This is a genomic window from Methylicorpusculum sp. (assembly GCF_030651835.1).
GTDB lineage: Bacteria > Pseudomonadota > Gammaproteobacteria > Methylococcales > Methylomonadaceae > Methylicorpusculum.
In genome coordinates this window covers 1-25178 of the sequence record NZ_JAUSBX010000025.1, presented here as the reverse complement: position 1 = coordinate 25178, position 25178 = coordinate 1, and the positions used below count along the sequence as shown (strand labels likewise).

Here is a 25178-nt window from a genome sequence, read left to right as displayed (position 1 = left end):
CTCAGCAAAACAGCGTCCGGCCACCATCCACCTTAATCTCCTGCCCGGTAATGTAATCAGCATCCTGAATTAAAAACTTCACTGTCCGCGCAATATCTTCCGGCTTTCCGCAATGACCCAATGGAATTTTTTCTATAATATTTTTTTGCTCGGTTTCGGAACTGTCATGCTCAGGCCATAATATTGCTCCCGGAGAAATGGTGTTGACTCTGACGTCAGGACCACACTCTTTAGCCAGCACCTTGGTCATAGCAACCAATCCTGCCTTGGCAATACTGTACACAGGATAGCCTTCCAGGCCACGTTCTGCATGAATGTCTGCAATATTGACAATGCAACCCTGACGACGGCGAAGCTCCGGCAGCAAAGCCTTGGCCAGGAAAAAAGGCGCTTTCAGATTTGTGCCCAGCAAATCCTCCCAAGCAATCTCTGTCACCGTATCCAAAGGTGTGGGATAAAATGACGAAGCATTGTTTACCAGGACATCCAGCGCCCCCCAAACGGTTACCGCCTCCTTGGCCAAAGCATTAATAGCTTGAATATCCAATAAATTGCCGGACAAAGCCACTGCTGAATCGGGCCGAAGATCGTTCAGTTCAGCACAAAGGCTTCGCGCATCATCCCCCGAAGACCTATAATGCAAAATCATTTTAAAGCCCTGTTGATGTAACAACCGGGAACAGACTGCACCTATTCTTCTGGCCGCACCGGTAATCAGTACAATTTTTTGCATAAACCCATGAACCCCATTAAAAACGCTTTTATTTCAATCTGCCTGCTGCTGTCGGCTTGCGCACACTTTCAGTCATCGTCTATAAATCTGCCGAGAAATGCCAGCATTCTGGCTTTTGGGGACAATCTGACCTACGGCACAACGCTGAGCGACCCGAATGCTTACCCGAATATTCTTAGCGAGCTCACTCTGCTTCCTGTAACGAATGGCGGTAAAACTAAAGAATTGACTCGCGATGCTATTGCCAGACTCATCGAATTATTGGATCAGCAGCACCCCGACTTTGTCATTCTGGCTCATGGGGGCAGTGATATGCAAAACAATATTGAGCCAGAAGAAACGATGGCTAACCTGGAAAAAATGATCATCGAGATTAAAAATCGCAATATTAAACTGTTGCTTCTCGGCCTGCCTTCCCAGCCTCAAAGCGGTTTCAGCGCATCGTTCTACCAAGAAGTTGCGACTCGCCAGAATGTGCCTGTCGAATTGGACTTAGTGCCTGACTTGATGAAGGATCCCTCGCTGACCGCCGATACCTTGCGCCTCAACGAAACAGGTAACGAAAAGCTGGCAGAATCGCTGAAAAACTTGATTTTTATATCGGAAGAATAGATTTGAAGCTGACTGAGTGAATGATTACTCATCTTCCCCGGTCGTGGTTTGCAAGCCGTTATCCTGTTTGCGTACGAACAAACGCGAGAACAATAGGCCGACTTCAAACAACATCCACATTGGAATAGCCAGTAAGGTCTGTGATATTGCATCGGGCGGAGTCAGCAACATCCCGATAATAAAAGCCCCAACAATCACATAAGGACGCTTTTCAGCTAAATCAGCCGGCGATGTCAAACCCGTCCAAACCAATACTATTGTGAATATCGGCACTTCAAAGCAAATGCCGAAAGCAAAAAACAGGGTCAGCACAAAATCCAGGTATTTACTGATATCCGTCATTACCGCAACCCCTTCCGGTGCCGCGGCCGTTAAAAACCCGAAAATTAACGGAAAAACGACGAAGTAGGCAAAAGCCACGCCCAAGTAAAACAGAAATGTGCTTGCAACGAGCAAAGGCAGGATCATTTTCCGTTCATTCTTATACAAACCCGGCGCTACAAAGGCCCAAAATTGATACAGGATAATAGGCACTGCTATGAATACTGAAAGAACCAGCGCCAGCTTAAACGGGGTGAAAAAAGGCGATGCGACATCAATCGCAATCATCGTACTATTTTCCGGCAAATGCTTTAACAGCGGACCAGCCAGATAGCTGTATATCTGATTTGCATAGGTCGCTAAGCCCAGAAACACAACCAGCACACAAAGAACGACTTTTAAAATCCGATTTCGTAGCTCAATTAAATGCGAGATGAACGGCAGTTCTTCTTGGTGATCAAAAGTATGTTTACTCATCGACGGGCTTTGTTTTTCCGCTCAATTGTTTGGGGACGTTATCAATTGATTCTTTCAGGTTTTGAGAAGCCTGCTTAACTTCTGAAATAGTCTCGTTCAGATCTTCAAGTGACGCATGTTCCCGCAAGGTTTGCCGAATCTCTTCGGCCTGTAATTCCTCTTTGATTTCAGCCTTTACAGCCGCGACCATACTGCGTGTTTTGCCCAACCAGTAGCCTGCAATTCGGGCAGCTTTGGGAAGCCTTTCCGGCCCAATCACCAGCAGACTGACCAAACCCACCATGCAAATTTCCCAAAAACCAACGTCAAACATAATGTTGTCTAAACTTTTTTGTCATCTTTAGATTCGACATGACTGACAATATCGTCTTCATCATCTTTGTCCGGCAAGTTTTTGCCAGCCTCGCCATCTTTCATCGCTGAACGAAAGCCTTTGATGGCACCGCCCAGATCGGAACCGATATTGCGCAGTCTTTTTGTACCGAACAACACAATGACGATAGCTAAAACAATGAGTAATTGAGTAACACTGATGCCCATTTTTGACTCCGAATCGGCTTATGCCGAAATTATGTTAATTTTTTGAGCGTTGTGCTTTTTCCTCTAATCCGGATAAACCAAAGCGCCGCTGTAATTCTTGCAGCACCAGATCCGGTCCCAGCCCCTGTTGAGCCAACAACACCATACAATGGAACCACAAGTCCGCTGTTTCATAAATAATTTGCTCTTTATCACCGTTTTTAGCGGCAATAACCGTTTCCGTAGCCTCTTCACCAATTTTTTTTAAAATGGTGTCCAAACCTTTTGCGTAAAGACTGGCAACATACGATTTTTCTTCCATCGCCTGTTTGCGCTGTTCCAGTATATCGGCTAATTGTTGCAAAACATCATTCATGATTGTATATCGCTTTAGGGTCTTTTAAAACCGGATCAACTGCCTGCCATTGACCATCGACCAGTTTTCTGTAAAAACAACTATGCCGTCCGGTATGACAAGCGATACCTCCGTGCTGATCAACGGCTAATAAAATAACATCCTCATCACAATCCAGATAAAGCGAAATGACTTTCTGTCTGTGCCCGGATTCTTCGCCTTTGCGCCAAAGCCGGTTTCTTGATCGGGACCAATAGACCGCATGGCCTTCCTCTACCGTCAATGCCAGCGACTCACGATTCATCCAGGCAAACATTAACACTTTACCGGTATCGGCCTGCTGTGCGATGACCGGGATTAGACCTTCGCTGGTCCAGCGTATTTCATCCAACCAATCGCCTGTCACTATAAACGTACCTCAATACCGCGTAAAGCCATATGTTGCTTGGCCTCAAGCACACTGTGTTCAGCAAAATGAAAAATACTTGCGGCCAAAACTGCATCGGCTTTACCTTCCAGAATACCTTCAGCAAGATGCTCCAGATTACCAACGCCGCCGGATGCAATGACCGGAACAGAAACCGCTTCACTGATCGCTCGAGTCAAGATCAGATCGAATCCCTCACGTGTGCCGTCTCTATCCATACTGGTCAATAAAATTTCACCCGCGCCATAGTCAACCATTTTCTTTGCCCATTCAACCGCATCGATACCGGTTCCTTTTCGGCCTCCATGAGTAAAAATCTCCCACCGGTTGGCTTCATTTGGAGCACTCACCTTTTTGGCATCTATAGCAACAACTATGCATTGCGAACCAAATCTTTGCGCTGCCTGCCTGACAAAATCCGGATTAAATACCGCCGCGCTGTTAATGCCGACCTTATCAGCGCCAGCATTCAACATGCGCCGGATATCGTCCAGAGTTCTTATACCCCCGCCCACGGTCAAAGGGATAAAAACTTCACTGGCTACTTGTTCGACAACATGGACAATGGTTTCCCGATTATCGTGTGTGGCCGTTATATCCAGAAAGGTAAGCTCGTCTGCGCCCTCGCGATCATAACGTCTCGCAATTTCAACAGGATCACCGGCATCCCTGATATCGACAAACTTTACACCTTTGACCACCCGGCCATTATCGACATCCAGACAAGGTATGACGCGTTTTGCTAAGCCCATAATTAATCGAATGTCTCGGCTAACAGTGCCGCGGAAGCAAAATCAAGAGTCCCTTCATATATTGCGCGACCGGTGATGGCACCCATGATGCCATCACCGACATATTTGCCCAGTTCATGAATGTCGCTGATATCGGTGATACCGCCCGAAGCAATAACAGGAATATTGATTGACCGGGCTAATTTTGCCGTGGCTTCTACATTGACGCCGTTCATCATGCCGTCCCGTGAAATATCGGTGTAGATAATGGCTTCAACCCCATCGGCCTCAAATTTTTGAGCCAAATCAATCACATCGTGATGTGATAATTTAGACCATCCATCAATCGCCACTTTTCCTTCTTTTGCATCCAGACCGACAATAATATGTCCGGGAAACTCAATCGCAACATCTTTTATAAAATGAGGCGCGCTGACCGCTTTGGTTCCTATGATGACATATTGAACACCCGCATCGAGATAGCTTTGAATCGTATCCTCATCGCGAATACCGCCCCCGATTTGAATAGGAACATCCGGATACGCCTGAACAATACGATGGATGACTGCCGCATTTTTTGGTTTTCCGGCAAAGGCGCCGTCTAAATCAACCAAATGAATCCGCTTGGCTCCGGCTTCCACCCATTTTCCGGCAACAGCCACCGGATCATCAGAGAAAACCGTATCTTCGTCCATCCTGCCCTGCCGCAAGCGGACGCATTTTCCTTCTTTTAAGTCAATTGCAGGTATCAGCAACATAATAATAGCTTCCTAAAGATCTTACTGAATGCCGGAAAGGTGACCGGACAAAACTTAGGTTAAACACGCCCATCCCAATGTAAAAAATTGCGCAATAACTGTAAACCAGCCGACTGGCTTTTTTCGGGATGAAATTGAACCGCGAATATATTTTCGCGCGCTAAAGCACAGGCAAACGCATCGGGGTAATTGGCCGTGGCAGAGATCACTGATTCATCATCAGGGACCGTAAAATAGCTATGGACAAAATAAAAACGACTCGCCTGAGTAATGTTTTCCCATAATGGATGAGAATTAAAATGCACTTGATTCCAGCCCATATGCGGCACTTTCAAAATATTTCCGTCCCGATCTTTTAAACACTCAGGGAAACGGACTACATGCCCGGCAATCAAGTTTAAACCTTGTGTTTTAAGGTTAGTTTGATCTGAATCACCGCGGCTTTCCTCACTATCCGTCAGCAACGCCTGCATGCCCAAACAAATTCCCAGAAAAGGTTTAAGGCCTGCAACCGTTTTTATGATCTCGATAAGACCGCTTTCCTGTAACGCATGTATGCAATCGCCGATTGCACCCACACCTGGAAAGACAATACGATCGGCATCAAGAATGGCCTGATGGTTACTCGTGATATTGATATCAATTTGGGAGTCTGCGTGTTGCAGAGCTTTAGCGATGGAATGCAAATTACCCATTCCATAATCAATGACAGCGACTGAAGACATAATAGTGTGAAATTAGAGAACGCCTTTGGTAGAAGGCATGATGCCCGCCATACGAGGATCTAAATCTACGGCCATACGAACGGCGCGTCCCATTGCTTTGAATATGGTCTCAGCGACATGGTGTGCGTTGACCCCTTTCAAATTATCGATATGCAAGGTAACACCCGCATGATTAACAAAGCCCTGAAAGAATTCCCGGAACAGATCAACATCAAACCGGCTGATGCTGGCTCTGGGAAATTTGACATCATAAACGAGGCCGGGGCGTCCTGAAAAATCGATCACCACCCGGGATAATGCTTCATCCAGAGGAACATAAGCATGTCCATAGCGGTAAATGCCTTTTTTTTCACTCAATGCAGCAGCAAAAGCCTGGCCTAGCGTGATACCGATGTCTTCGACAGTATGATGATCGTCAATATGCAAATCGCCTTTGGCATCAATGGTCATATCAATCAGCCCATGTCTGGCAATTTGATCCAGCATGTGTTCAAGAAAAGGAATACCTGTTGAAAATGATGACTTTCCTGTCCCATCCAAATTAATCTTAACTTTTATTTGCGTTTCAAGCGTGTTGCGCTCGATTTCCGCGGTGCGTGATTCCATAACAACTATTAGGCTAAATGTTAATCAAGGCATTCTACTATGAAAGTTTCTAGATGCCGTCCATTATGTTGAGAGTACAGCAATTCCCAGTTTGATATTTTCAGCGTCATTTTGGGCTGGGAAAAGCTTTTCGAGGAACGTCTTAAACCCTTCCTTGGGTGCCTGACAGCAGCATTACTGATGCCGACATCCTCAAAAAGCATCCCCCTACCCTTTTTCCCCTTCAAATTGAGAATTGCTGGTTGATTGAGAGCATGCACTTCAAAAATTGTTAACAATTTTCTACTGTGCAACTCTCCTCATTATTCCTATCTAATTTTCAAAAATACCAGACAGATTTTTATACGCCTGAACGTGATACCCGCTTTCTGTCATTTTCGGTCAAAAGCCTTTTACGCAAGCGGATCGATTTAGGTGTTACTTCCACCAACTCATCTTCATCAATAAATTCCAAAGCTTGTTCCAGCGTAAATTTTTGAATTGGACTTAATGTCAACGCCTCGTCGCTTCCGGATGCACGCATATTCGTCAACTGCTTGGCCTTGGTTGGATTGACCACCAAATCATTAGCTCGAGAATGTATACCCACTAACATTCCCTCGTAAACTTCATCACCATGCACCAGGAATAAATCACCACGTTCCTGTAAGTTGAACAAACCGAATGAGACCGCCTTGCCTTGCAGCATTGAGATTAGCACGCCTCGTTGGCGTTTACCTACTGTTCCCGGTCTGAGAGGCCCATAATTTTCAAATACATGATAAAGAAGGCCTGATCCTGATGTTGCAGTCAGAAACTCGGATTGAAAACCAATCAAGCCTCTTGACGGAACGATATATTCCAAACGAACCCGGCCTTTACCATCCGGTACCATATTCTGTAAATCGCCTTTGCGGTCACCCATTTTTTCCATAATGGTGCCTTGATGAATTTCTTCAACCTCAATGGTCACCATTTCAAACGGCTCGCATTTTACGCCATCGATCTCCTTGATGATGACTTCCGGCCTGGAAACTCCGAGTTCAAATCCCTCACGCCGCATATTTTCAATCAGTACCGACAAGTGTAATTCGCCGCGACCGGAAACTTTAAATTTATCGGGATCTTCTGTATCTTCAACACGCAGCGCCACATTATGCTGCAACTCTTTTTCCAGGCGCTCACGTATCTGCCTCGAAGTTACATACTTACCTTCTCTACCGGCAAAAGGAGAATTATTGACTTGAAAGGTCATGGTAACGGTAGGCTCATCCACAGACAGGGGCGTCATGGCCTCAACTGCATCAGGATGGCACAAGGTTTCCGAAATTTCCAACTTGTCAATACCGGTAAATGCAATGATATCGCCCGCTCTTGCTTCAGGCACTTCCACGCGTTCCAAACCGTGAAACCCGAATATTTGCAAGATACGTCCTTTACGCGTTACGCCTTCGCGGTTGATCAAAGTCAGCGACATATTTGACTTCACTGAGCCACGCTGAATCCGGCCAATCCCAATAACACCTACATAGGAATTGTAATCCAGGCTGGATACCTGCATTTGAAAGGGCCCTTCCAAATCAACATTTGGCGGACTTACTTTATCCACAATCGTTTGGAATAAAGGCGTCATGTCGCCTTCGGTAGCGGTAGATTCCAAACTTGCATAACCGTTCAAGGCGGAAGCATAAACAATTGGAAAATCCAATTGTTCATCAGTTGCACCCAATCGATCAAATAAATCAAAGGTCTGATCAACAACCCAGTCAGGGCGGGCGCCAGGGCGATCAATTTTATTGATTACCACGATAGGCTTCAGTCCCAGTGCAAATGCCTTTTGCGTAACAAAACGCGTTTGCGGCATGGGACCATCGACGGCATCGACTAATAGCAGGACCGAGTCAACCATAGAGAGCACCCGCTCAACTTCACCGCCAAAGTCGGCATGGCCCGGGGTATCGACAATATTTATGTGATATCCCTCCCAATCTATTGCCGTGTTTTTAGCCAGAATCGTAATGCCGCGCTCTCTCTCAAGATCGTTAGAGTCCATCATCCGCTCAGAAACCTTTTCATGGTCTTTGAAAGTCCCCGATTGTTGCAGTAACTTATCTACCAGGGTTGTTTTGCCATGGTCTACGTGAGCAATGATTGCAATATTTCTTAATTGTTGGATCACTTAAAATGTACTCTAGTATTGTGTTGATTAAAATATGATTTTTTAAAGGCATTAGCTCAGCTATTCCTTTGTGTATTAATGCCTGTCTATTGGTCTTGAATGTTCTCAAACAGCTTTTATCCTTATTCTAAAGGCTTGGGCTGTTTCAGCCCTATGAATTGAGCTTCATTTCTAAGACCTTGAGAAGCATCGCCAATACGCTGATTATCCCTGTAATACAGCACATCTAACGGCGCAAAAAGCTTGAGTAATTCTGTATTTTCCAACAGAAAATCTCGATTCGATGGGCCCTTCTCATTCACCTTGGTCAGTGTAAACGTCTGATAAAAGAGCAAACCTCCCGGCACTAAGCTGGCTATTATCGCATCACACAGTGACCGGTCAAGAAACCTTGAGACTACTATGACATGAAAACGGGAGGGTACAAAACATTCTGCGCCTACAAAGCATTGTCGCACAGAAACATTAAGCTTTTTTGTCCCGGCGTACTGTTTTAATTTTGCCAGTGCCACACCCGAGCAATCCCATGCCTCTGTAACCAATCCCTGCGCTGCAAGAAAACAAGCATTTCCGCCCAGTCCGCAGGCCAAATCCAAAGCCAAGCCTTGACTCGGTAACAAGTAACTATTTTCGGCTAATACTGCACAAGGTTGAGCATTGACAGGATCACTATCAGCATAGGCACGATCCCATTTGACTGCTATTGACTCCACGTTCTATTGCCTTCAATACCTATCCGATGAGGCAGCCAATCTTGAAGAAAGTCCAAAAATCGCCGAACTTTTGCGGATAAATATTTGCGATGAGGGTAAATGACATGAATCTCCAGAGGATCCAATCCATATTCTTCAAGGACCGGTTTTAATTTACCTTTTTCAATATCGCGGCCAACAATGTACTTGGGCAGCATGACTAATCCTAATCCTTCAATTGCTCCTACCCGGATAGGATCCGCCACGTTTGACTGGATTCGCCCTGAAACCTTAACCATAAAGTCACCGTAAGCACCTTTAAATCGCCATTGGTCTCTGGGGGGTATGGCCCAATTGATCAAGCAGCTATGCTCGGCCAAATCTTCCGGTGATTTTGGTTCCCCGTATTTTTCAAAATAAGCCGGAGAACCGCATATCACCAAAGGGGAACTGGCAAGTTTACGGGCAATCATGCTGGTATCTTCCACCCCGCCTAAATGTATTGCCATATCTATGCCCTCATCGATCAGATCACCTATATTTCCCTGTAAAATCATTTCTACCGATAAATCGGGATGCAATTTAAGAAACTCAGCGATGGCCGGAGCAATTTGCGTTGCACCAATGACCTGTGGCGCGCTTATTTTCAGCAATCCCCGGGGCTCCGTCTGCAAGTGTGTCACCGCAGCTTCCATTTCGTCGACTTCCTCAAGCACCTGCTGGCAACGCTCCAAGTAAGAACCGCCCACTTCAGTCAAACTTAGACTACGCGTTGTTCTATTGAATAAGCGTGTACCTAAATGACCTTCCAGTTGCATGATATGTTTTGTCGCCATAGCTCTGGAAATTCCCAGATCACGAGCACCACCCGCAAAACTCCCTGCCTTTGCTACTTTTACGAAAACTGTCATGCTCGTTAGCTTATCCAAATTCCACTCCTAAATTTAAAGATCAGTCAGGCTAATGTTTATTTTGTGTGATATGCAATTTCGGCTTATCCTCTAAGCCGAACACAAATTGTAAAACTTTAAGCTTAAACTGTTTCAAGTTAACAAAAACCATAAAAATTTATTGACATTATGGTTTATTTAATTACAAGAAACAATCCATTTATCTTTTGAGCTATTGTAAGCAAATTATATGTCTGTATAGTAGCCAGCAAGTGTTGAATGATCGTTTTTTTTCTTAGCAGCCATTTCGAACTAGAAACAATTGATTTAACCAGTATTATCGAGATTAAATTTATAAGTCCTAAATTAAAAACTTGAAAGTACGGATTAAGCGCCTGACCAGGGTCTGTTTAATCAAAGAGATGTTTTTTTACCTTCTGGTGTAGTACCTGCAAGCAGTTCCTCCTCATAAACTCTGCTTGATCTTTCAACCTCCCCTTGCTTCGAAAGCATTGGGAGGTTTTTTTTGGCCCGAGATTCAATTGATCTGGTTTAGTTTCCGAATCTTTAACTCTTTTATCCCGGACAGTTTGCCAGTGCTTTCCGTCCAAATCCAATCCTCTATGCTGCATTGTGGCGCAAAACCCGACACAACCTCCTTGAAGATTTTTCTAACCTGCATGTAATCATCTGACAGAGTCGCTTTCTCTAATTCCTGCAATTTTTGATTGAGTATTTTCCACGGTACAATCTCTTCCTGAGCTCGCATAATGCGGGGATGAGTTGTCTCAGAAACATTCTCGCCAATTAGTAACTCCTCATACAACTTCTCGCCGGGCCGTAATCCGGTAAACACTATCTCGATGTCACCCGATGGCTGGATATTGTTCTTTTCCGTAAGACCACTCAAATGGATCATACGCCTGGCAAGATCCAAGATACGAACCGGCTCACCCATATCAAGCACAAAGACATCACCACCCCGCCCCAAAGCCCCGGCCTGAATCACTAGCTGCGAGGCTTCAGGAATCGTCATGAAATAACGTATTATTCTGGAATCAGTGACTGTAACCGGTCCTCCACGTGCTATCTGTTCTCTGAACAAAGGCACAACCGACCCTGAAGAACCTAATACGTTGCCAAACCTGACCATTGTAAAACGTGTTTTATGTTTATCGACGTGATCGACACTCAACGCTTGTAATATTAATTCGGCAAAACGCTTGGTCGCCCCCATGGTATTGGTAGGCCTTACCGCCTTATCTGTGGAGATGAGCACAAAGGTTTCCACTTTGCACTGAATGGCGGCCTTAGCCAGACTTAATGTACCAAATACATTATTTAAGACTGCTTCGCCTGGGTTCTTTTCCACCATTGGCACATGCTTGTAGGCGGCCGCATGATAAATAGTCTGAACACCGAAAACCGTACAAATTTTTTCCACCCGCTGCTGATTAAGCACCGAACCTAATACCGGTATTATCCGAAGCTGCTTATTTAAACGAGTTAAGCTGCAGAGTAATTCCTTTTCAAGGTCATACAGCGCAAATTCGTTCATTTCAAACAAAATGAGTGCGGACGGCTTGAGAGCAATGATTTGCCGACATAATTCAGATCCTATTGAGCCACCGGCACCGGTTACCATGACCACTTTACCGGAAATATTAGCCATCAACAGCTGAGGATCCGGCGTTACGGCATCCCGACCCAACAAATCAGCAATATCGACTTCTTGCAGCTCGTCAAATGTAACCTTACCTTGCGCCATGTCGGCCATGCCAGGCATTGTTCGAACGTGAACAGGATAAGATTCCAGGCGTGTGATTATTTCGCTTCTCCGGGCTCTGGTCGCTGAAGGAATAGCCAATAACAAATCAGCGGCTTTATGGCGCTCAATCAAGTAGGTCAGCGCACTCAAAGGGTAAATTCTTATCCCATTGATTTTTTGCTTATGCAATTTACTGTCGTCATCAATAAACGCAACAGGCCTATACTCTCTGCCATTGGTTAATGCTGCAGCCAACTGTGCGCCGGCACTCCCAGCACCGTAAATGATGACATTTTTTCTTCGGGTATTTTCCTGTTCAGTATTTGCCGTAAGCCGGGCATATAAATCTCCAAACCACCACCTCGCCATGAATCGACTTCCCGAGGCAAAAAATAACATGAGCAGCCAATTCAATGGCGGGACAGTTCTAGGAACGAGACCGAGTCTTAATTGGAAAACCAATGCAGCAAATATCACAGCATAAAGCGTAACGGCTTGCGTAATAGTTGCCAGAGCCCTAACCCCGATATAACGAATTATTGCTCGATACAAGCCCATCCGGATAAAAATCGGAATGACAATACAAGGGGCCACTAAAAAAAAGATCCAAACGCGGTCCTTAGGAACGTAGAATTCGCCCAACCGCAATGAAAACGCCAGCCATAGTGAAAAGACCGTAAAAAACACATCCGCACTCATCGTTATCAGCGCTTTTTTAGGACGCGATAATCTTAAAAACCAATGCGCTAAATTTTCCATGATTCTTACCTTTTCAAAGCTGAATTCTCCAAATCGCCAAGCTCTCTGATCACTTCTACGTCGAATCGAACTTGCTAACGACAGAAATTTCCCATTCTAATGCTTGCGTACCGATAGTTCATGAGTCCATGATCGTTTCAACATCGAAAGCAATCACCGTTCGGCTTTCCTTGCTGAATTCAACACCGATCAAATGCATCGGAACGCCTTCGGCTTTATATTTTTCGGCGTAGTTCTTTTCCTTCAATTGCCGGAGCGCCTTGCCCTCCGGCACCAGCTCCACGACTTTAAATTCGAATAGATAGATCTGCCTGTTGAAATGCACCGTCATGTCTATCCGCCCATGGTTCGTCGCGTCTTCGAGCGTGACGGTCAAACCCAACGCAGCGAAGTAGCTGTAAAAAACGCTGGCGTAATAACCTTCGTATTGCGCGATCGGGTTGTTGCGGTACCAGTCGTGCGGAATTCCGGCGTAAAAGGCCGTGAATAAGTTTTGAAGGCCTTCGAAATCGTTACTCTGCAATAGCCGATACAGCGATTTGCGATTGCGGACTTCGGCCTGCGCATCCGGCGTCCACGTTCTCAACAAGCGCCCGTAAAGGCTTTGATAAACCTCCCGGTTCGGGAACCTCAGCCGATAGAAATAAGCGTCGCCTAAATTTTCTTCGCGGTCGATCGTTAAATATCCTGCTTGAAACATCAAGGCCTCGGTCGGCATATCGTCGATATCAAAGGTCGACAGCAATTCAGCATCGGACTCCAGCCGTCCCAACTCGGGCAACCAGGCAAGGCGTTCAGTCAGAATATCGATTAAAAACGTCGGGGTACCGGTCTCGAACCAAAACGGCTTGAATTGTCTTTCGCGGAACAGCAGTAGCAAATCGAAAGGATTGTAAACCGACTCGCCGGTCCAGTTATAACCGTTGTACCAGTCCTTGATTTTATCGCGGTCCAAACCTTCAACTTCCGCCGCAAACACCGTATCGACATCGGTTTCGCTATACCCGCAAATAGCCGAATAAGCGGCATTGACGGTAATATCCTCGAGATTATTCAATCCCGAAAATAGACTGACTTTGCTGAATTTGGATACGCCGGTCAAAAACGCAAAGCGGATAAACGCATCACAATCCTTGATCACTGAATAGAAGTTACGCAAGCCATCAAGCATCTGTCTCGCAATATCCGGGTTTGTGATGTTGTCGAGTATCGGCTTGTCGTATTCGTCTATTAAGATGACGACACGCTGGCCGAATTTTTCGCTGGCTCTTTGTATCATTTGAGCAAAAAATCGTCGGTCCGAATATGCGTAGTCGCAGCTTATGAGCAAACGTTCGGAATTTATACGAAAAATTTCTTCCAGTTTTTCCTCTAAGCTAGTTTCACTTTTTATCAAGCCACCGCCAAAACTAATCCGAATCAGCGGATATTGCTTAGTCCAATCCCATTTATCATGGCAATAAAGCCCTTTAAACAACACTTCGTTGCCGGCAAACAGTTCGGCCAGCGTGTCAAGAAACAATGATTTCCCGAAACGTCTCGGTCGCGACAGAAAATAATATTTACCTTCCGTGGCCAACTTAAGCGCAAACGCTGTCTTGTCGACGTAGTAACAATCGTCCTCGCGGATCTCGCGGAAGGTTTGTATGCCGATGGGTAGTTTTTTGCGTGTCATTGGGTTAAGGAATATTCAATTAAAACATTTTCCTGCAACATTAACGTAATCTTTTCTAATCATTCGTCGTTCCGGCACCAATCATCAAGGCCGCAACAAACAATGGCGCCATCGCAATAACACAAATTAAGGGCGCCCATGTTGGTAATTTCGCCGTCAGATAAGCCCAAGGCAACAACCAAAAGACATTGATCATTAGCACGCCTTGCGTTACTTTTTTATGCGACATCAAACGTCTGGAAAGTATTTGATAGGCATGACTGCGATGCGCTTCGTGCCACACTTCGCCCATAGCAATACGCCGCAGCAACGTAACCGTTGCATCGACGATGAAAACCGACAACAGAATCCACCAACTCCAAACATTCAAGGCACCGGTAATCGATGTCGTCAAAGCCAGTAAACCTAATGTAAAACCTAAAAAACCGCTGCAGGCATCGCCCATAAAAATCTTAGCCGGCGGCCAATTCCAAACCAGAAAGCCGGCAACGGACAAGGCCAGCAATATCATCACTAAAGCCCAATCGTTTTGACTTTGCAACACTAAAAGCAAAGAAGCCGATGCCGCTGTCGTAATTACTTCAACTCCGGCAATGCCATCGATGCCATCCATGAAGTTATAAAGATTCAACAGCCAAACAAGCATGAAGGTATAAAAAGCAAACAACAATGACTTGCCGGATAAACTTATCGTGAAAAATTGTATCTCGGGTAATTCAGGGAAAATCAATAACACACCAGCCGACGCGATGAAATGCACCAAAAACCGCCATTTCGCAGAAATCGAAACATGATCGTCCCAAAAACCGATGGCCGCCACTAAGGCACCGGACAGAATCATTCCGGCAACATAAACGGATTCGATCGCAATTGAATCAAAAAAAGACAGCCCGCCAATCGCTGATAAAAAAACCAACACAACCGACAAGCCTCCGCCTCTCGGCGTCGGCGTCGCATGTGAACTACGAGCATTCGGTACATCCAACACGCTTTTATTCAAGGCATAACGCCTGATCCAGCCGGTCAAATAGTAACTTGCCGCAAAAACGAACAGGCACATCGCCGGCATAACTAACATAAAGTCCTTATACCCCAATCCGACGTGCACTCGGTTGTTGCCGCTTTGGAGTGCGCTTTGCGAACCATTTCCTGGCCTTAACGACCACAAAGCGATTACAAAAGGCTATGTTCGCATTGGTAGTTGAAAAAATATCGAAAGCGTCATCCCGGCAGGGACTGCCGGAATCCAGGCCACACGGACGTGAAAGCCCCTTCGTCATTGATGTCCTCCGCGTCCCTGCAGTCCACGCCGAGGCGACGCCAGTTATTAACACAAACATAGTCTTACAGAAGGGACACAATGCGCACCCTACAAAATATTTAACTGTCACCTGTTTCTCTCAAGATATCTGACAATCCCGGGTAAGGATCCCTGCAAATCATGTATAGATCGAAAACCTAATTCACGCTCAATTTTTGCCGATGAATACCAAGCCGAGCCGATTAATTTGTTCAGCGCATCAGTGTCAAAAAAAAATCGGCGACCGCGCAATCGACCTAACCCATCTCCAAGCTTAGCCAGAGCTTGCAGTAAAACCATCGGCACATTAAATGACGAAGGTGGTTTACCTAAAGCCTCACAAATCCAATCATACATTTCTCGGGTTGAATAGGTGCGGCCATCTGAAACAATATAAATCTGGCCTGCAGCTTTAGGATTTTCAGCTGTCAATAATGCCGCTTGCACCACATCCTCAACATGAACCATCGAACGTTTGTTATGCACCTCCGGAAAGGGAGGAAAGTAACCACTCCGGATAGCATTAATCATGCGAGGCAGATTACCTTTTTCCGTATTGCCATACACCAAACAGGGGCGAATAACGACCGAGTGTGGCACATAGCCGCCATGTAAAACGAGCTGTTCTGCTTCATATTTAGATTGGCCGTAAGGTTCATCAGCTGGTTCTGTTACCGTTTCATGCATTGGCTGATTTAAACTGCTTCCTACAGCCTTGACGCTGCTGAAAAAAATAAAACGCTGAACGCCCTCCCGCTTGGCCGATTCCAACAACTTGCGAGTACCTTCGGTGTTAACTTGGAAATATTCGGCTTCGTCTTGGTGAGTTTCCGTTAAAGCGTGAGCTTTCCCGGCCAGATGAAATATTGTGTCAATATCGGCACATAGATTTGATGGAACGTTATCCTCAACCAAATCGATTCGATATGAATCAATTTTATCGCTTTTCACTCGCCGATTTAAAACTCTGACCTTAAAGCCTTTTTGCGATAAATGCCAAGCAAGTCTTTCACCAATAAAACCACTAGCCCCGGTTACCAAGCAACTCTTTTTCATAAAACTCCATGTCACGACCCAATCAGTTTATTTGTACTACCCAACTAATCGGGCCCTACAGCAAATGCCGTTAAGTTAAGCGTATTTTTTTGTAGGAGCAGGCCATGCCCGCGAATAAACCACCTAAGTTAGGCATTGACCCTACTGGGCAATACCGTTAATTTAGGCTTCTTCCCCCTTTAAAAAAGGCTATGTTCGCTTTGGTAGTTAAAACTACGTCAACGCCGTCATTCCGGCATGGATTGCAGGAAACCAAGTCACAAGGAAGTGAAAGTCCAACGCCATCCATGGCTTCTGGACCCCGGCAATCCGTGCCGGGGCGACACCAACTATTAACGCCAACATAGCCTTAAAAATGGGGAATCGAGGGGGATTTATACAAAAAATCTCCCCAGCCCCTCTTTTTCAAAGAGGGGGACGGACGGTTAGCAAAATGCATAACTTATCGGGTTTGCAGACAACGCCTGCCCCATCAGCACCGACAAATGCTCAAGCACCTCTCGCTTTTTCGCTACCGACTCATCAAGCAAGCGCCGATTGACTAATTCCCGCACCTCGCCTAAAGCAACTCGGCACTCCTCAAGCAATCGATGTGCAATTTTAGCTGTCAGACCACAACTCACGACAGCAAAACGCAGCAAATAAGCCTGTTCCCACCATCTTTTACTCCCCAACAAAGTCAGAGCAGCAATATCCTGTTTTATATATACCTTGGTGCGCACCACATCATAGGCTGGAGCCAAGCGAATAGCGCTCAAATCATCATAGAGCAGGCCGAAATTTTTCAAATGCGCATCACCATTTTGCAAACAATTATTTAACACCACCATTTTAAAAAACTGCTGCAACGAACGCATCTTGTTAACGGGACTGCAAAACAGTTTGATTGTTTTGGCGATTTGTTCATAACTGCCAACATATTTATCATCTCGCTGTTTGTCCTATAACACACATATCCTCGAAACCGATAGACTCACCTCGATCGGTCGAATCAAAGCGTTTCATCACAAACAACGCATCATCATCAGACAAATAAAACACCGGCACATCGACACCGGCATGCTTTAACACTTGCATCCAAAAATACTCATTTAAGGCCAACTGTGGATAATCCGCTCCCCAAGCTTTAACAATTTAATCATTCAATTCTAATGAGGCTTTATCAACCACCTTGACCAAAACCTTGGGCTGAACGCCACTCAAGGCACTTTGCAAAGCAAATCGGCTAACCAGTTCGTCAAACAGGCCGTCCTGTTGACTATGCAGCAGCTCTTCTAGATGTAATGGCGTAGTCAAAACAGATGAATCCGCAAGGTAATGAACTCTGCCCCTTATCGATGGCGACAACAAACGCAACAAGCCGAAATCGTCTGTAGCCGTTAACTTGGCGAAGTGTTTTTTGATGATTGATAGCAAATAACCTTCAGGTAAATGCATCTCAAATAGGGGATGTAACCGAGAATACGCATAACTTTTAGTCCGGACCGGCATAGTCAAGGATATAAATTAATCACTATCCACATCGGCGTAATTAAAAATAAACTCCGCCTTTTCTTTTACCAAAAACCCGGCAGGCTGATTTTGCATATTAACACGCAAGCCCTCATTCTCCGGTTAACTCCTCCAGAGTCGGAAAAGGGGACTTTTCTCGCAACGTCAACTCATAACCCAGATAATCCAAAATACTCAGTACTTTCCGTACACCTACATCGCCAGACCGCCCTTTTTCTAGCGCATTAAAGTTGCCCGAGACATTCCCAAATTCGCAGCAATTTGCTGCTGAGAAATGCCCTGTTGACTTCATAATTTTCTTATCTGTTGTCCGAGCTCAACAATATCCATACTCAATCGTAATGACTAAAATGTTTTACATATTAATTAATTATAATTTGTAAAATATATTGGACTAACGGGGTAGTCAATTAGCGCCTCCTACCACAATATATTGTGATTGCTGATAACGGTCTGAATATTTCATACAGCACATGCAGACTGGATTTCAACCATTCTAAGTCAAATCCAAAAATACTACATGTAGTACCAGGAAGTTCTAATTGACTACCCCTTTTGGACTAAATCAAACCGCGAGCACAGTTAATTTGCTTAGCCACTCCTGTAAACTAGCGTAAATATTCAAATAATTTGAATGGATACTTTGAAATAATTTTTAACCAATTAGTACTTATTCCATTTTCACGACAAGCTCGCAACACCTCCTGGTTTAGCAGAATTGTATTACGCCATCCTCCCGTGCTAATTCCCCCGGTGCGCATTTTAACCATCACTTCCGGTAAATAACCATAGCGCAAGTTACCTCCCTTAAATATTCTGGCTACAAACTCGAAATCACCAGCTATTTTAAAATCGGTTTTATAAAAGCCATATTGTTCGAATAATGATCGTCTGATAAAAAGTGACGGATGTGCCGGCATCCAACCCCAGGCAATTTTTGAAGGTGAGAATTGCCCTGAACTGAAGCGACGTTTGATAACATTCGGCTTATAAGGCGAAAAAAAAACGACATCGCCGTATAACACATCGAGGCTATCTCGCTCCATCTTTAGCGATATTCGTTGTAATATTTCAGCATTAGCATAAACGTCATCGGCATTTAATATTCCTATCACATTCCCTGTAGCCATAGAAATACCCTTGTTCATAGCATCGTAAATCCCTTCATCTCGCTCTGAGACATACCGGGTTACACTCCGTGCATTTTTTACGATATCCAGGGTGCCATCTGAGGAGGCACCATCTACAATGATATGTTCGTAGTCACTGTATTGCTGAGATGCAACTGAAGCTATCGTATCCGCAATGGTTTCTTCACTGTTGTAGCAGACTGTAATAATTGAGATTGTTGGATAGCCATGCGTCATAATAGGCTTCTATATAAAGCTTTATACTTTTCAGCAATCACTTGGTAAGAAAAATTTTCCTCCGCATAAATCCTGCAATTGATGTTAATTGATTCCACTTCTGATTCTCTACTAACTGACTCGTTGTTAAGTTTTTTTTGTTCTAAAACCCAAACTATGCCAGCCGCCAAATCGCTGCAGTCAAATGCGCTTGCTAGGTAACCAGTTTTTTTGTGAACAACAATGTCTGACAAGCCCCCAATATCAAAAGCAACAACGGGTACGCCACATGCAATCGCTTCAAGCCCTGTATTAGGGAGATTATCTTGCCTAGAAGGGATTACTAAAAGATCAGCGGCATTGTAAAAATCTCTTAATTCATCCTGGGAAGATAGGTGCCCTGTAAATATTGTCGGTATCTGCCAATGAACATCCTTAGTTGGCTTTACTTGCCCAACAACCACTACCGTCAAATTCTTAATAGCACTGTAGTTTTGATGTAGCCTCTCTATAGCATCAATTAGTAGATCAAAGCCTTTCCTGGGGTCTTTGCCGCCACCCACGGCTCCAAACATTAAAACATCTTCGTCAGCTGACAACCCTAAATGCTGTCTACATCTCGATTTAGACAAAGGCTTCCAGAAATTAATATCAATCGGATTATGAATTACACTTACTGGCCAATTAGATGTCAATTTAGATTTTTTTACGCATCTTGCCAACCAATTACTTGGGGATACAATATGAATCGGCTTTTTCCATAATTTAAGTTTTCTGCTCAACGTCCACATTTCTAAATCGAATTGCTTATTGGATGCACGGCCGTCACTAGAATTTAGTTCTAGCTCCTTTTCATCAAAGTAGTGACTTGCCCCAGATACTAGCCACATATCATGCATGGTCCAAACCAAAGGCTTAGTAATTCGAGATATATCTTTTATTGACATCATTTCGCCATTAATCCAATGAAGATTAATGACATCCATATCTGAGTCATTCAGGACATCTGGCCAGCAAGAAGGAATCACTGCGGGTGAAAGAGTTGTTGAATCGTTACGCTTGACCATCTTAGCAAACCCTGTACCAATCGAGTTTCTAATGAATGAAATGAACTCAGAAAAACGCACACCAAATAGTCTTTTTTTTATATTTGGATTATCAATTTCACCGGAATCTATGTATTTATATACGGTAACGCCATCTGAGAGCAAAGCCTCAAACAAACGATCAGCAGCAATAGCTGCACCACCTTTTTTGTGGTGCTTGTTGACAATACCAATTTTCATCTGACGAATATTCTTCTTTTAACCTTAGATATCAAAGTACTCAATGGCAAATTAACCATTCCGCCAACTTTGCGGGAAATATTCTCTGCTGCACGGACACGATCAAGATTTGGTTCAGCAACTTTCCTATAAACCTGAGCGTGATATGCCCCTTTAATAACACCAAGATATTTCAGACCCAGATTTTTAGACACAAATGAAAATGTATGTCTTAAATGAAATGTGGATGGAAGGTGACAATTGATATACGGATAAAAGCAGTTAGCAAAAACAATTATTCCACTTTTTTTAACTGTTTCGGTTAACTGAAACGCAAGTAATACTGGATCTTCAACATGCTCAAGCACGTCCTGTGCAATTACCGCATCATATGAATTATTGGTTATCTCTTGAACTTGTCTAACCCTTGTAAAATTCTCGAGTCGGTAAATACCCAACTTGGACGGATATGGCTCTATTATTGAAATATCAGCATTTGGCAAGACTTCACTAAGTGTAATAGCCATTTCACCAAACCCGCCACCATAATCCGCAATGTTAACTACTCCTTGCTTTTCAAGAAATTTAGCAATTGCAAGTCTATGGCCTTTAGAGACCTTATCAAATTTTGTGAATAATCCATTAACTATCCATATTGGATGACCATAATAATCAGCTATCCGCTGATCAGATAGGGGCTTGGTATTATCTAGTTTGAGATCATTCCATACACGATCCATTTCCGACCAAATCCAATGGACGTCAGGAATATTTTTAGAGAATGTCGCTAGGTAATCGATCTCATACTGCGATAGGACTGAAAGAGGAATTTTTTCGCCCCAAATATCAATCGTTTCCATCAAAAATAAATCTCACTGACCATTTGAATTTTTCTTAGCCAATATAAAGCTTGACTTTGCCTTGCGTATTTATCCAAAAAGATTTTTATACGACATACAGCATCATCAGAGACTTTAACTAAGTCAGGCAAGACTATATCTTGTTTTTCATTAATGAACTGATACATCGAAAAATGATCAGAATTTCGGCAATTTTCGCCTGTGCCATCATGCCCTATATTCATGACATATGAAGATGTAGGATTAAGACATAAACCACCATGCGAAAAAATCGTCGCATACCAGAAAACTGCCCAAGTATTTATCTTACCTTTACGATTCAACTTTACTTGACGCCAAAAGTTATACGTCGCATCCAGGTTGAATGCATTGATTTTTTGCGGCGACCAGCCTCTGATCATCTCATCAGGTTTTTTGGAGAATTTATTCCATCTATTTGCCCATGTAGCCCAACCCCAGCAATTCATTGTTTTCCAGAAAAATGCATCCCCAAGCCCAGATGGATCAATGGGGTAATTCCACCCACTTATATGCCAAACCAGTTGATTATCCTCATACTTATTCAGTGCTGAGTTCATGTAGCCAAGAAAATGCTCACTAAAAATCAGGTCATCTTCAAGTACAATGACCCTACCATACTTATCACATATCGCTGTCACACCGTCTATGATTGAGTTTGCGAGACCCCAGTTTTTCTCGCGCTCTATAATCGTGATAGTCTTAAACCCGGTTATCTGGTGTATGAACGCCCTAACCTCATTGACTGCCGATCGATCACCTTCATGCTTTGCTGCGTCTGAGAAAATGAATAATTCAGAACTCGAAGCCTCTGGGTTCTTGAGCAAAGCCTCTACCGTTTTAAGGGTGTGTCTAGGCCGGTTGTAAACGAATAAGGCAATGGGACTATATTGATTTGTCATTATTTTTGTAAAAGAGAGTGTTAAACGTCTTTGCGAACAACACGTATCCTTTTTCTTTCATGAAATGATGGATTTCAAAATCCATATTGGATAAGTCACTCAACCCAAGTTGTTCTACTAATACCCAATTTGGCCTATATGCTACCCAATCATTAGATTTCAGTACTTCAAAATCCAAACCCTCGACATCAATAGTCATAAAATCTATCTGGGTAAATTCGTTTTTATATCTCGCAAGTACCTGATCCAATCTTTCAATTGGGACATGTCTGGTTTCCTTCAGACGATATTGAATAGACTCAAGCCTTTTTTGCGCCAATGCCTCATCAAAAGTATTCAACGCTGACTCGTTAAACATATAGTAGAGGAGCGTTGAAGGCTTCTTGCCGATTCCAATATTAAGATTGATATCTCTGGATCTAAACTTTTTAAATAAACCAATAACTTCTGGATTTGGCTCTATATTTATGCCACGCCAACCTCTTTTGTAAAATTTGTAGGTATTAGAAAAACGCATTGGATGATGCGCACCGACATCTACATAAAACCCGGATTTTCTGGCATTAAAAATTTTGGCAAGCACCAGATCTTCACCCTCTTGCGAACAAGTAGACTGCCACCATAGCCCGAGAAAATTCCTGGTTAAGTTTTTTAGTGATTGGATCATTTTATTTAAGGAAGAATTGATTAGGCTTAAGTCCTTTGAAGAAAAATGAATCAACTTTCATCCAGAAAATTTTTCTTGTTTTTGGATTGAAAATATCAAATAAGAACGCAACAAAAATATAACTTATTAAAGTTGCATACGTTGCCCCTATAATTCCATAGAAAGGTATTAGAAAATAATTCATTGTGATATTGATTACTGCCCCACATAGTGTCCTGTAGAACATCAGCCTTGTGAGGTTTTCATTCAAATACCATTTACCACTTGAGACTCCAAGACTAACAAAAATACCGGCCCATACATGTAATGCCAATACATAACCAGCTTCACCAAACTCCTGACCGTACATTGTCAAAATCAACCAATTTGAAATAAGCGACATAGGGATCGCAACTAAAATGGAAATCAGCACCATTAGGCTAAACAACTTTTGAAGCTGAACATAGTACTTTTCCTGGCCCTCCCCCTTAAATCTGATAATGGACGGAAAGACCGAAGAGACAATTGCCAGTGGAATAAAATACCACGCTTCACTTATCCTAACCGCTGCAGAATATATACCTACAGATTCATCACTCATCATTTGTGCGATCATGATCTGGTCAATTCTCATGTAGAGAATGACGGTCAAGCCAGACAAAATCAGGGGCCAACTTTCTTGTAATAATTTTTTGGCCCAGACAAATGAAAATCGTAATTTAAATAGATTGTCGGTCTTAAATTGATAAATAATGAGTACAAGCAAGGCTAAAGCCAAAGCTTCAACCACGGACACCCATGCAAAGTAAATCAAACTGAGTCCGGAATAGATCAGCGCTAATTTAATGCAGGTAAAAACAAAAAAAACAGCTGCCTCAACAATTACGACATACTTTGACTGGACTCTAGCCTCAAACCAATATTTGCTGACCTCCGAAAATTTGAATAGACAAGCAATACCTATTATTGAGACCACCCAAAAACTAATACTGTCAAATGGTCTAACAATCAAAATAGTTGCAAGAAGCAAACAAAAAGCAACCAGCCCACCAATTAGTTGCAGTACAAGCGACGTACCCATGATCAGATTAACTTCATTGGGCTCCTTAACAATATCTCTCACAACTGGGCCATTCAACCCAACAGTAGCTATGCTGGAAAATAGGGCTAAAAAAGCAAGGGCATAGTTAAAAATGCCAAAATCACTCGGGCCAAGGTGTCTTGCCATAAACACAAAAGTCACCAGCCCTAATAGAATTCTCAAAACTTTTTCAGATACCAACCACCCCATATTTGTAATTGCCATGTAGAGATTTGGTCGATGCTTTGCCAAGCCACTCCAATTCAAAAAAAGATTTTTGAGTGATTCAATCATTCAAAGCTCCAATCTAAACCAAACTAGTCACGGGTATATACCTTGGCTGCAACATCCTGAATTTCAGGGGTCATTATGTTGGCTACAATCTCATCCGCCTTGTTCTTGAATTCATGCAGATCACGACATATTCGTGAATCAAAGAAACCATCTTCTTTTATTACGGGCTCATAGATTATGATCTCAATACCTTTAGCCTTGATACTTTTCATGACCCCCTGCACGCTAGAAAAATGGGTCAGGTTCATTAAATGCATTAAATATTTTCCAGTTATTTCAATTAGTTCACTATAAACAATGCAGCCGTTACTGTTAACCTCATCAAGCAGAATATAAACCGGTTATCCATCAATTCAAAGGAGACAGAGTCATTGATTGTCAGCTCTTGCCATCGAACTATGAGGAACTAGGGGTCACTCATTAGCCTGCCGTAGTCAATAAGCCAAACCAACCCCTCAAGCCTATATTGGCTTTTTTTCGAATTAACTGTCTTTAAGATCAATCACTTTAACCTGTTATTGAACCGGCGGACTTTGTGGTCGCGAGGTCCAAGAGTGTGGATAAGTTGTGGTCAGCAGGGAGGCTGTCCATGACTTATCCACACGGCTCTGCTCGGACCGGTCCGCAGGACGCGTCCACAAGTCTGTCGGTTATTCCTCTAATGGTTTGCTCTGACAGTTAATTCTCATGCC

30 protein-coding genes are annotated in these 25178 nt (G+C 43.6%); 1 reads left to right on the top strand and 29 read right to left on the bottom strand.

Translation table 11 applies throughout. From position 1 onward, the window contains the following. Position 1: 1 nt before the first annotated feature. Positions 2-733 (bottom strand): pteridine reductase, encoded by a 732-nt coding sequence (locus tag Q7V32_RS03160; protein ID WP_304895534.1) that lies wholly within the window; start codon positions 731-733, stop codon positions 2-4. A gap of 6 nt (positions 734-739) precedes the next feature. On the opposite strand from Q7V32_RS03160, the gene Q7V32_RS03155 reads away from it, so the two are divergent. Continuing rightward, the gene (locus Q7V32_RS03155; protein ID WP_304895533.1) at positions 740-1345 is read left to right on the top strand and encodes a GDSL-type esterase/lipase family protein; all 606 of its coding nucleotides are present in this window, start codon (positions 740-742) and stop codon (positions 1343-1345) included. A gap of 24 nt (positions 1346-1369) precedes the next feature. Here the strand turns inward: Q7V32_RS03155 and tatC are convergent, their stop codons facing one another. From tatC to Q7V32_RS03015, 28 genes are all read right to left on the bottom strand, one after another. Continuing rightward, entirely contained in the window at positions 1370-2143 is a 774-nt protein-coding gene (gene tatC / locus Q7V32_RS03150) for a twin-arginine translocase subunit TatC (RefSeq protein ID WP_304895532.1), read from the bottom strand. Then, the gene (gene tatB / locus Q7V32_RS03145; protein ID WP_304895531.1) at positions 2136-2456 is read right to left on the bottom strand and encodes a Sec-independent protein translocase protein TatB; all 321 of its coding nucleotides are present in this window, start codon (positions 2454-2456) and stop codon (positions 2136-2138) included. Before tatB ends, tatC begins: the two co-directional genes overlap by 8 nt. Positions 2457-2464: 8 nt before the next feature. After that, positions 2465-2683 (bottom strand): Sec-independent protein translocase subunit TatA, encoded by a 219-nt coding sequence (gene tatA, locus Q7V32_RS03140; RefSeq protein WP_304895530.1) that lies wholly within the window; start codon positions 2681-2683, stop codon positions 2465-2467. Positions 2684-2717: 34 nt separating this feature from the next. After that, positions 2718-3038: a phosphoribosyl-ATP diphosphatase gene (locus Q7V32_RS03135; RefSeq protein ID WP_304895529.1), complete on the bottom strand. Its 321-nt coding sequence runs from the start codon at positions 3036-3038 to the stop codon at positions 2718-2720. After that, positions 3031-3423, bottom strand: a complete 393-nt coding sequence (gene hisI, locus Q7V32_RS03130) for a phosphoribosyl-AMP cyclohydrolase (protein ID WP_304895528.1) — start codon at positions 3421-3423, stop codon at positions 3031-3033. Before hisI ends, Q7V32_RS03135 begins: the two co-directional genes overlap by 8 nt. Further along, positions 3423-4196 carry an imidazole glycerol phosphate synthase subunit HisF gene (gene hisF, locus Q7V32_RS03125; protein WP_304895527.1) on the bottom strand — a complete coding sequence of 258 codons (774 nt, stop codon included), beginning with the start codon at positions 4194-4196 and terminating at the stop codon, positions 3423-3425. The genes hisI and hisF overlap by 1 nt, the downstream gene beginning before the upstream one ends. A 2-nt stretch (positions 4197-4198) precedes the next feature. Beyond that, positions 4199-4933, bottom strand: coding sequence for a 1-(5-phosphoribosyl)-5-[(5-phosphoribosylamino)methylideneamino]imidazole-4-carboxamide isomerase (gene hisA, locus Q7V32_RS03120; protein ID WP_304895526.1), 735 nt, complete (start codon positions 4931-4933; stop codon positions 4199-4201). Positions 4934-4992: 59 nt separating this feature from the next. Next, the gene (gene hisH, locus Q7V32_RS03115; RefSeq protein ID WP_304895525.1) at positions 4993-5658 is read right to left on the bottom strand and encodes an imidazole glycerol phosphate synthase subunit HisH; all 666 of its coding nucleotides are present in this window, start codon (positions 5656-5658) and stop codon (positions 4993-4995) included. 12 nt (positions 5659-5670) lie between these two features. Then, on the bottom strand, positions 5671-6264 hold the full coding sequence (gene hisB / locus Q7V32_RS03110; RefSeq protein ID WP_304895524.1) for an imidazoleglycerol-phosphate dehydratase HisB: 594 nt from the start codon (positions 6262-6264) through the stop codon (positions 5671-5673). Between the two features lie 340 nt (positions 6265-6604). Next, the gene (gene typA / locus Q7V32_RS03105; RefSeq protein WP_304895523.1) at positions 6605-8422 is read right to left on the bottom strand and encodes a translational GTPase TypA; all 1818 of its coding nucleotides are present in this window, start codon (positions 8420-8422) and stop codon (positions 6605-6607) included. Positions 8423-8544: 122 nt separating this feature from the next. Further along, positions 8545-9135 carry a bifunctional 2-polyprenyl-6-hydroxyphenol methylase/3-demethylubiquinol 3-O-methyltransferase UbiG gene (locus Q7V32_RS03100; RefSeq protein WP_304895522.1) on the bottom strand — a complete coding sequence of 197 codons (591 nt, stop codon included), beginning with the start codon at positions 9133-9135 and terminating at the stop codon, positions 8545-8547. Then, a complete protein-coding gene (locus Q7V32_RS03095; RefSeq protein ID WP_304895521.1) occupies positions 9123-10043 on the bottom strand; it encodes a LysR family transcriptional regulator in 921 nt (306 codons plus the stop codon). The genes Q7V32_RS03100 and Q7V32_RS03095 overlap by 13 nt, the downstream gene beginning before the upstream one ends. 499 nt (positions 10044-10542) lie before the next feature. Then, on the bottom strand, positions 10543-12531 hold the full coding sequence (locus Q7V32_RS03090; protein ID WP_304895520.1) for a nucleoside-diphosphate sugar epimerase/dehydratase: 1989 nt from the start codon (positions 12529-12531) through the stop codon (positions 10543-10545). A gap of 118 nt (positions 12532-12649) precedes the next feature. Continuing rightward, complete coding sequence (locus Q7V32_RS03085; protein WP_304895519.1) at positions 12650-14206, bottom strand: ATP-binding protein; 1557 nt, start codon at positions 14204-14206, stop codon at positions 12650-12652. A gap of 55 nt (positions 14207-14261) precedes the next feature. Beyond that, on the bottom strand, positions 14262-15284 hold the full coding sequence (locus Q7V32_RS03080) for a glycosyltransferase family 4 protein (protein WP_304895518.1): 1023 nt from the start codon (positions 15282-15284) through the stop codon (positions 14262-14264). A gap of 309 nt (positions 15285-15593) precedes the next feature. Next, complete coding sequence (locus tag Q7V32_RS03075) at positions 15594-16562, bottom strand: NAD-dependent epimerase/dehydratase family protein (RefSeq protein ID WP_304895517.1); 969 nt, start codon at positions 16560-16562, stop codon at positions 15594-15596. 213 nt (positions 16563-16775) lie between these two features. Beyond that, positions 16776-16907, bottom strand: a complete 132-nt coding sequence (locus Q7V32_RS03070; protein WP_304895516.1) for a hypothetical protein — start codon at positions 16905-16907, stop codon at positions 16776-16778. Positions 16908-16987: 80 nt separating this feature from the next. Then, positions 16988-17443 (bottom strand): HipA domain-containing protein, encoded by a 456-nt coding sequence (locus Q7V32_RS03065; RefSeq protein WP_304895561.1) that lies wholly within the window; start codon positions 17441-17443, stop codon positions 16988-16990. Between the two features lie 43 nt (positions 17444-17486). After that, positions 17487-17696, bottom strand: a complete 210-nt coding sequence (locus tag Q7V32_RS03060) for a HipA domain-containing protein (RefSeq protein ID WP_304895560.1) — start codon at positions 17694-17696, stop codon at positions 17487-17489. Further along, positions 17697-18053: a HipA N-terminal domain-containing protein gene (locus tag Q7V32_RS03055; RefSeq protein ID WP_304895515.1), complete on the bottom strand. Its 357-nt coding sequence runs from the start codon at positions 18051-18053 to the stop codon at positions 17697-17699. Between the two features lie 112 nt (positions 18054-18165). Further along, positions 18166-18366, bottom strand: coding sequence for a hypothetical protein (locus Q7V32_RS03050; RefSeq protein ID WP_304895514.1), 201 nt, complete (start codon positions 18364-18366; stop codon positions 18166-18168). 316 nt (positions 18367-18682) lie between these two features. Next, positions 18683-19441 (bottom strand): glycosyltransferase family 2 protein, encoded by a 759-nt coding sequence (locus Q7V32_RS03045; RefSeq protein WP_304895513.1) that lies wholly within the window; start codon positions 19439-19441, stop codon positions 18683-18685. Continuing rightward, on the bottom strand, positions 19438-20706 hold the full coding sequence (locus tag Q7V32_RS03040) for a glycosyltransferase (protein WP_304895512.1): 1269 nt from the start codon (positions 20704-20706) through the stop codon (positions 19438-19440). Before Q7V32_RS03040 ends, Q7V32_RS03045 begins: the two co-directional genes overlap by 4 nt. Then, on the bottom strand, positions 20703-21545 hold the full coding sequence (locus Q7V32_RS03035) for a bifunctional 2-polyprenyl-6-hydroxyphenol methylase/3-demethylubiquinol 3-O-methyltransferase UbiG (protein ID WP_304895511.1): 843 nt from the start codon (positions 21543-21545) through the stop codon (positions 20703-20705). Before Q7V32_RS03035 ends, Q7V32_RS03040 begins: the two co-directional genes overlap by 4 nt. Then, positions 21545-22465 carry a glycosyltransferase gene (locus tag Q7V32_RS03030; RefSeq protein WP_304895510.1) on the bottom strand — a complete coding sequence of 307 codons (921 nt, stop codon included), beginning with the start codon at positions 22463-22465 and terminating at the stop codon, positions 21545-21547. Before Q7V32_RS03030 ends, Q7V32_RS03035 begins: the two co-directional genes overlap by 1 nt. After that, on the bottom strand, positions 22449-23132 hold the full coding sequence (locus Q7V32_RS03025) for an FkbM family methyltransferase (protein WP_304895509.1): 684 nt from the start codon (positions 23130-23132) through the stop codon (positions 22449-22451). Before Q7V32_RS03025 ends, Q7V32_RS03030 begins: the two co-directional genes overlap by 17 nt. 1 nt (position 23133) lies before the next feature. Then, on the bottom strand, positions 23134-24486 hold the full coding sequence (locus Q7V32_RS03020; protein WP_304895508.1) for a flippase: 1353 nt from the start codon (positions 24484-24486) through the stop codon (positions 23134-23136). A 23-nt stretch (positions 24487-24509) separates the two neighbouring features. Further along, positions 24510-24743, bottom strand: coding sequence for a hypothetical protein (locus tag Q7V32_RS03015; RefSeq protein ID WP_370691407.1), 234 nt, complete (start codon positions 24741-24743; stop codon positions 24510-24512). Positions 24744-25178 lie beyond the last annotated feature (435 nt).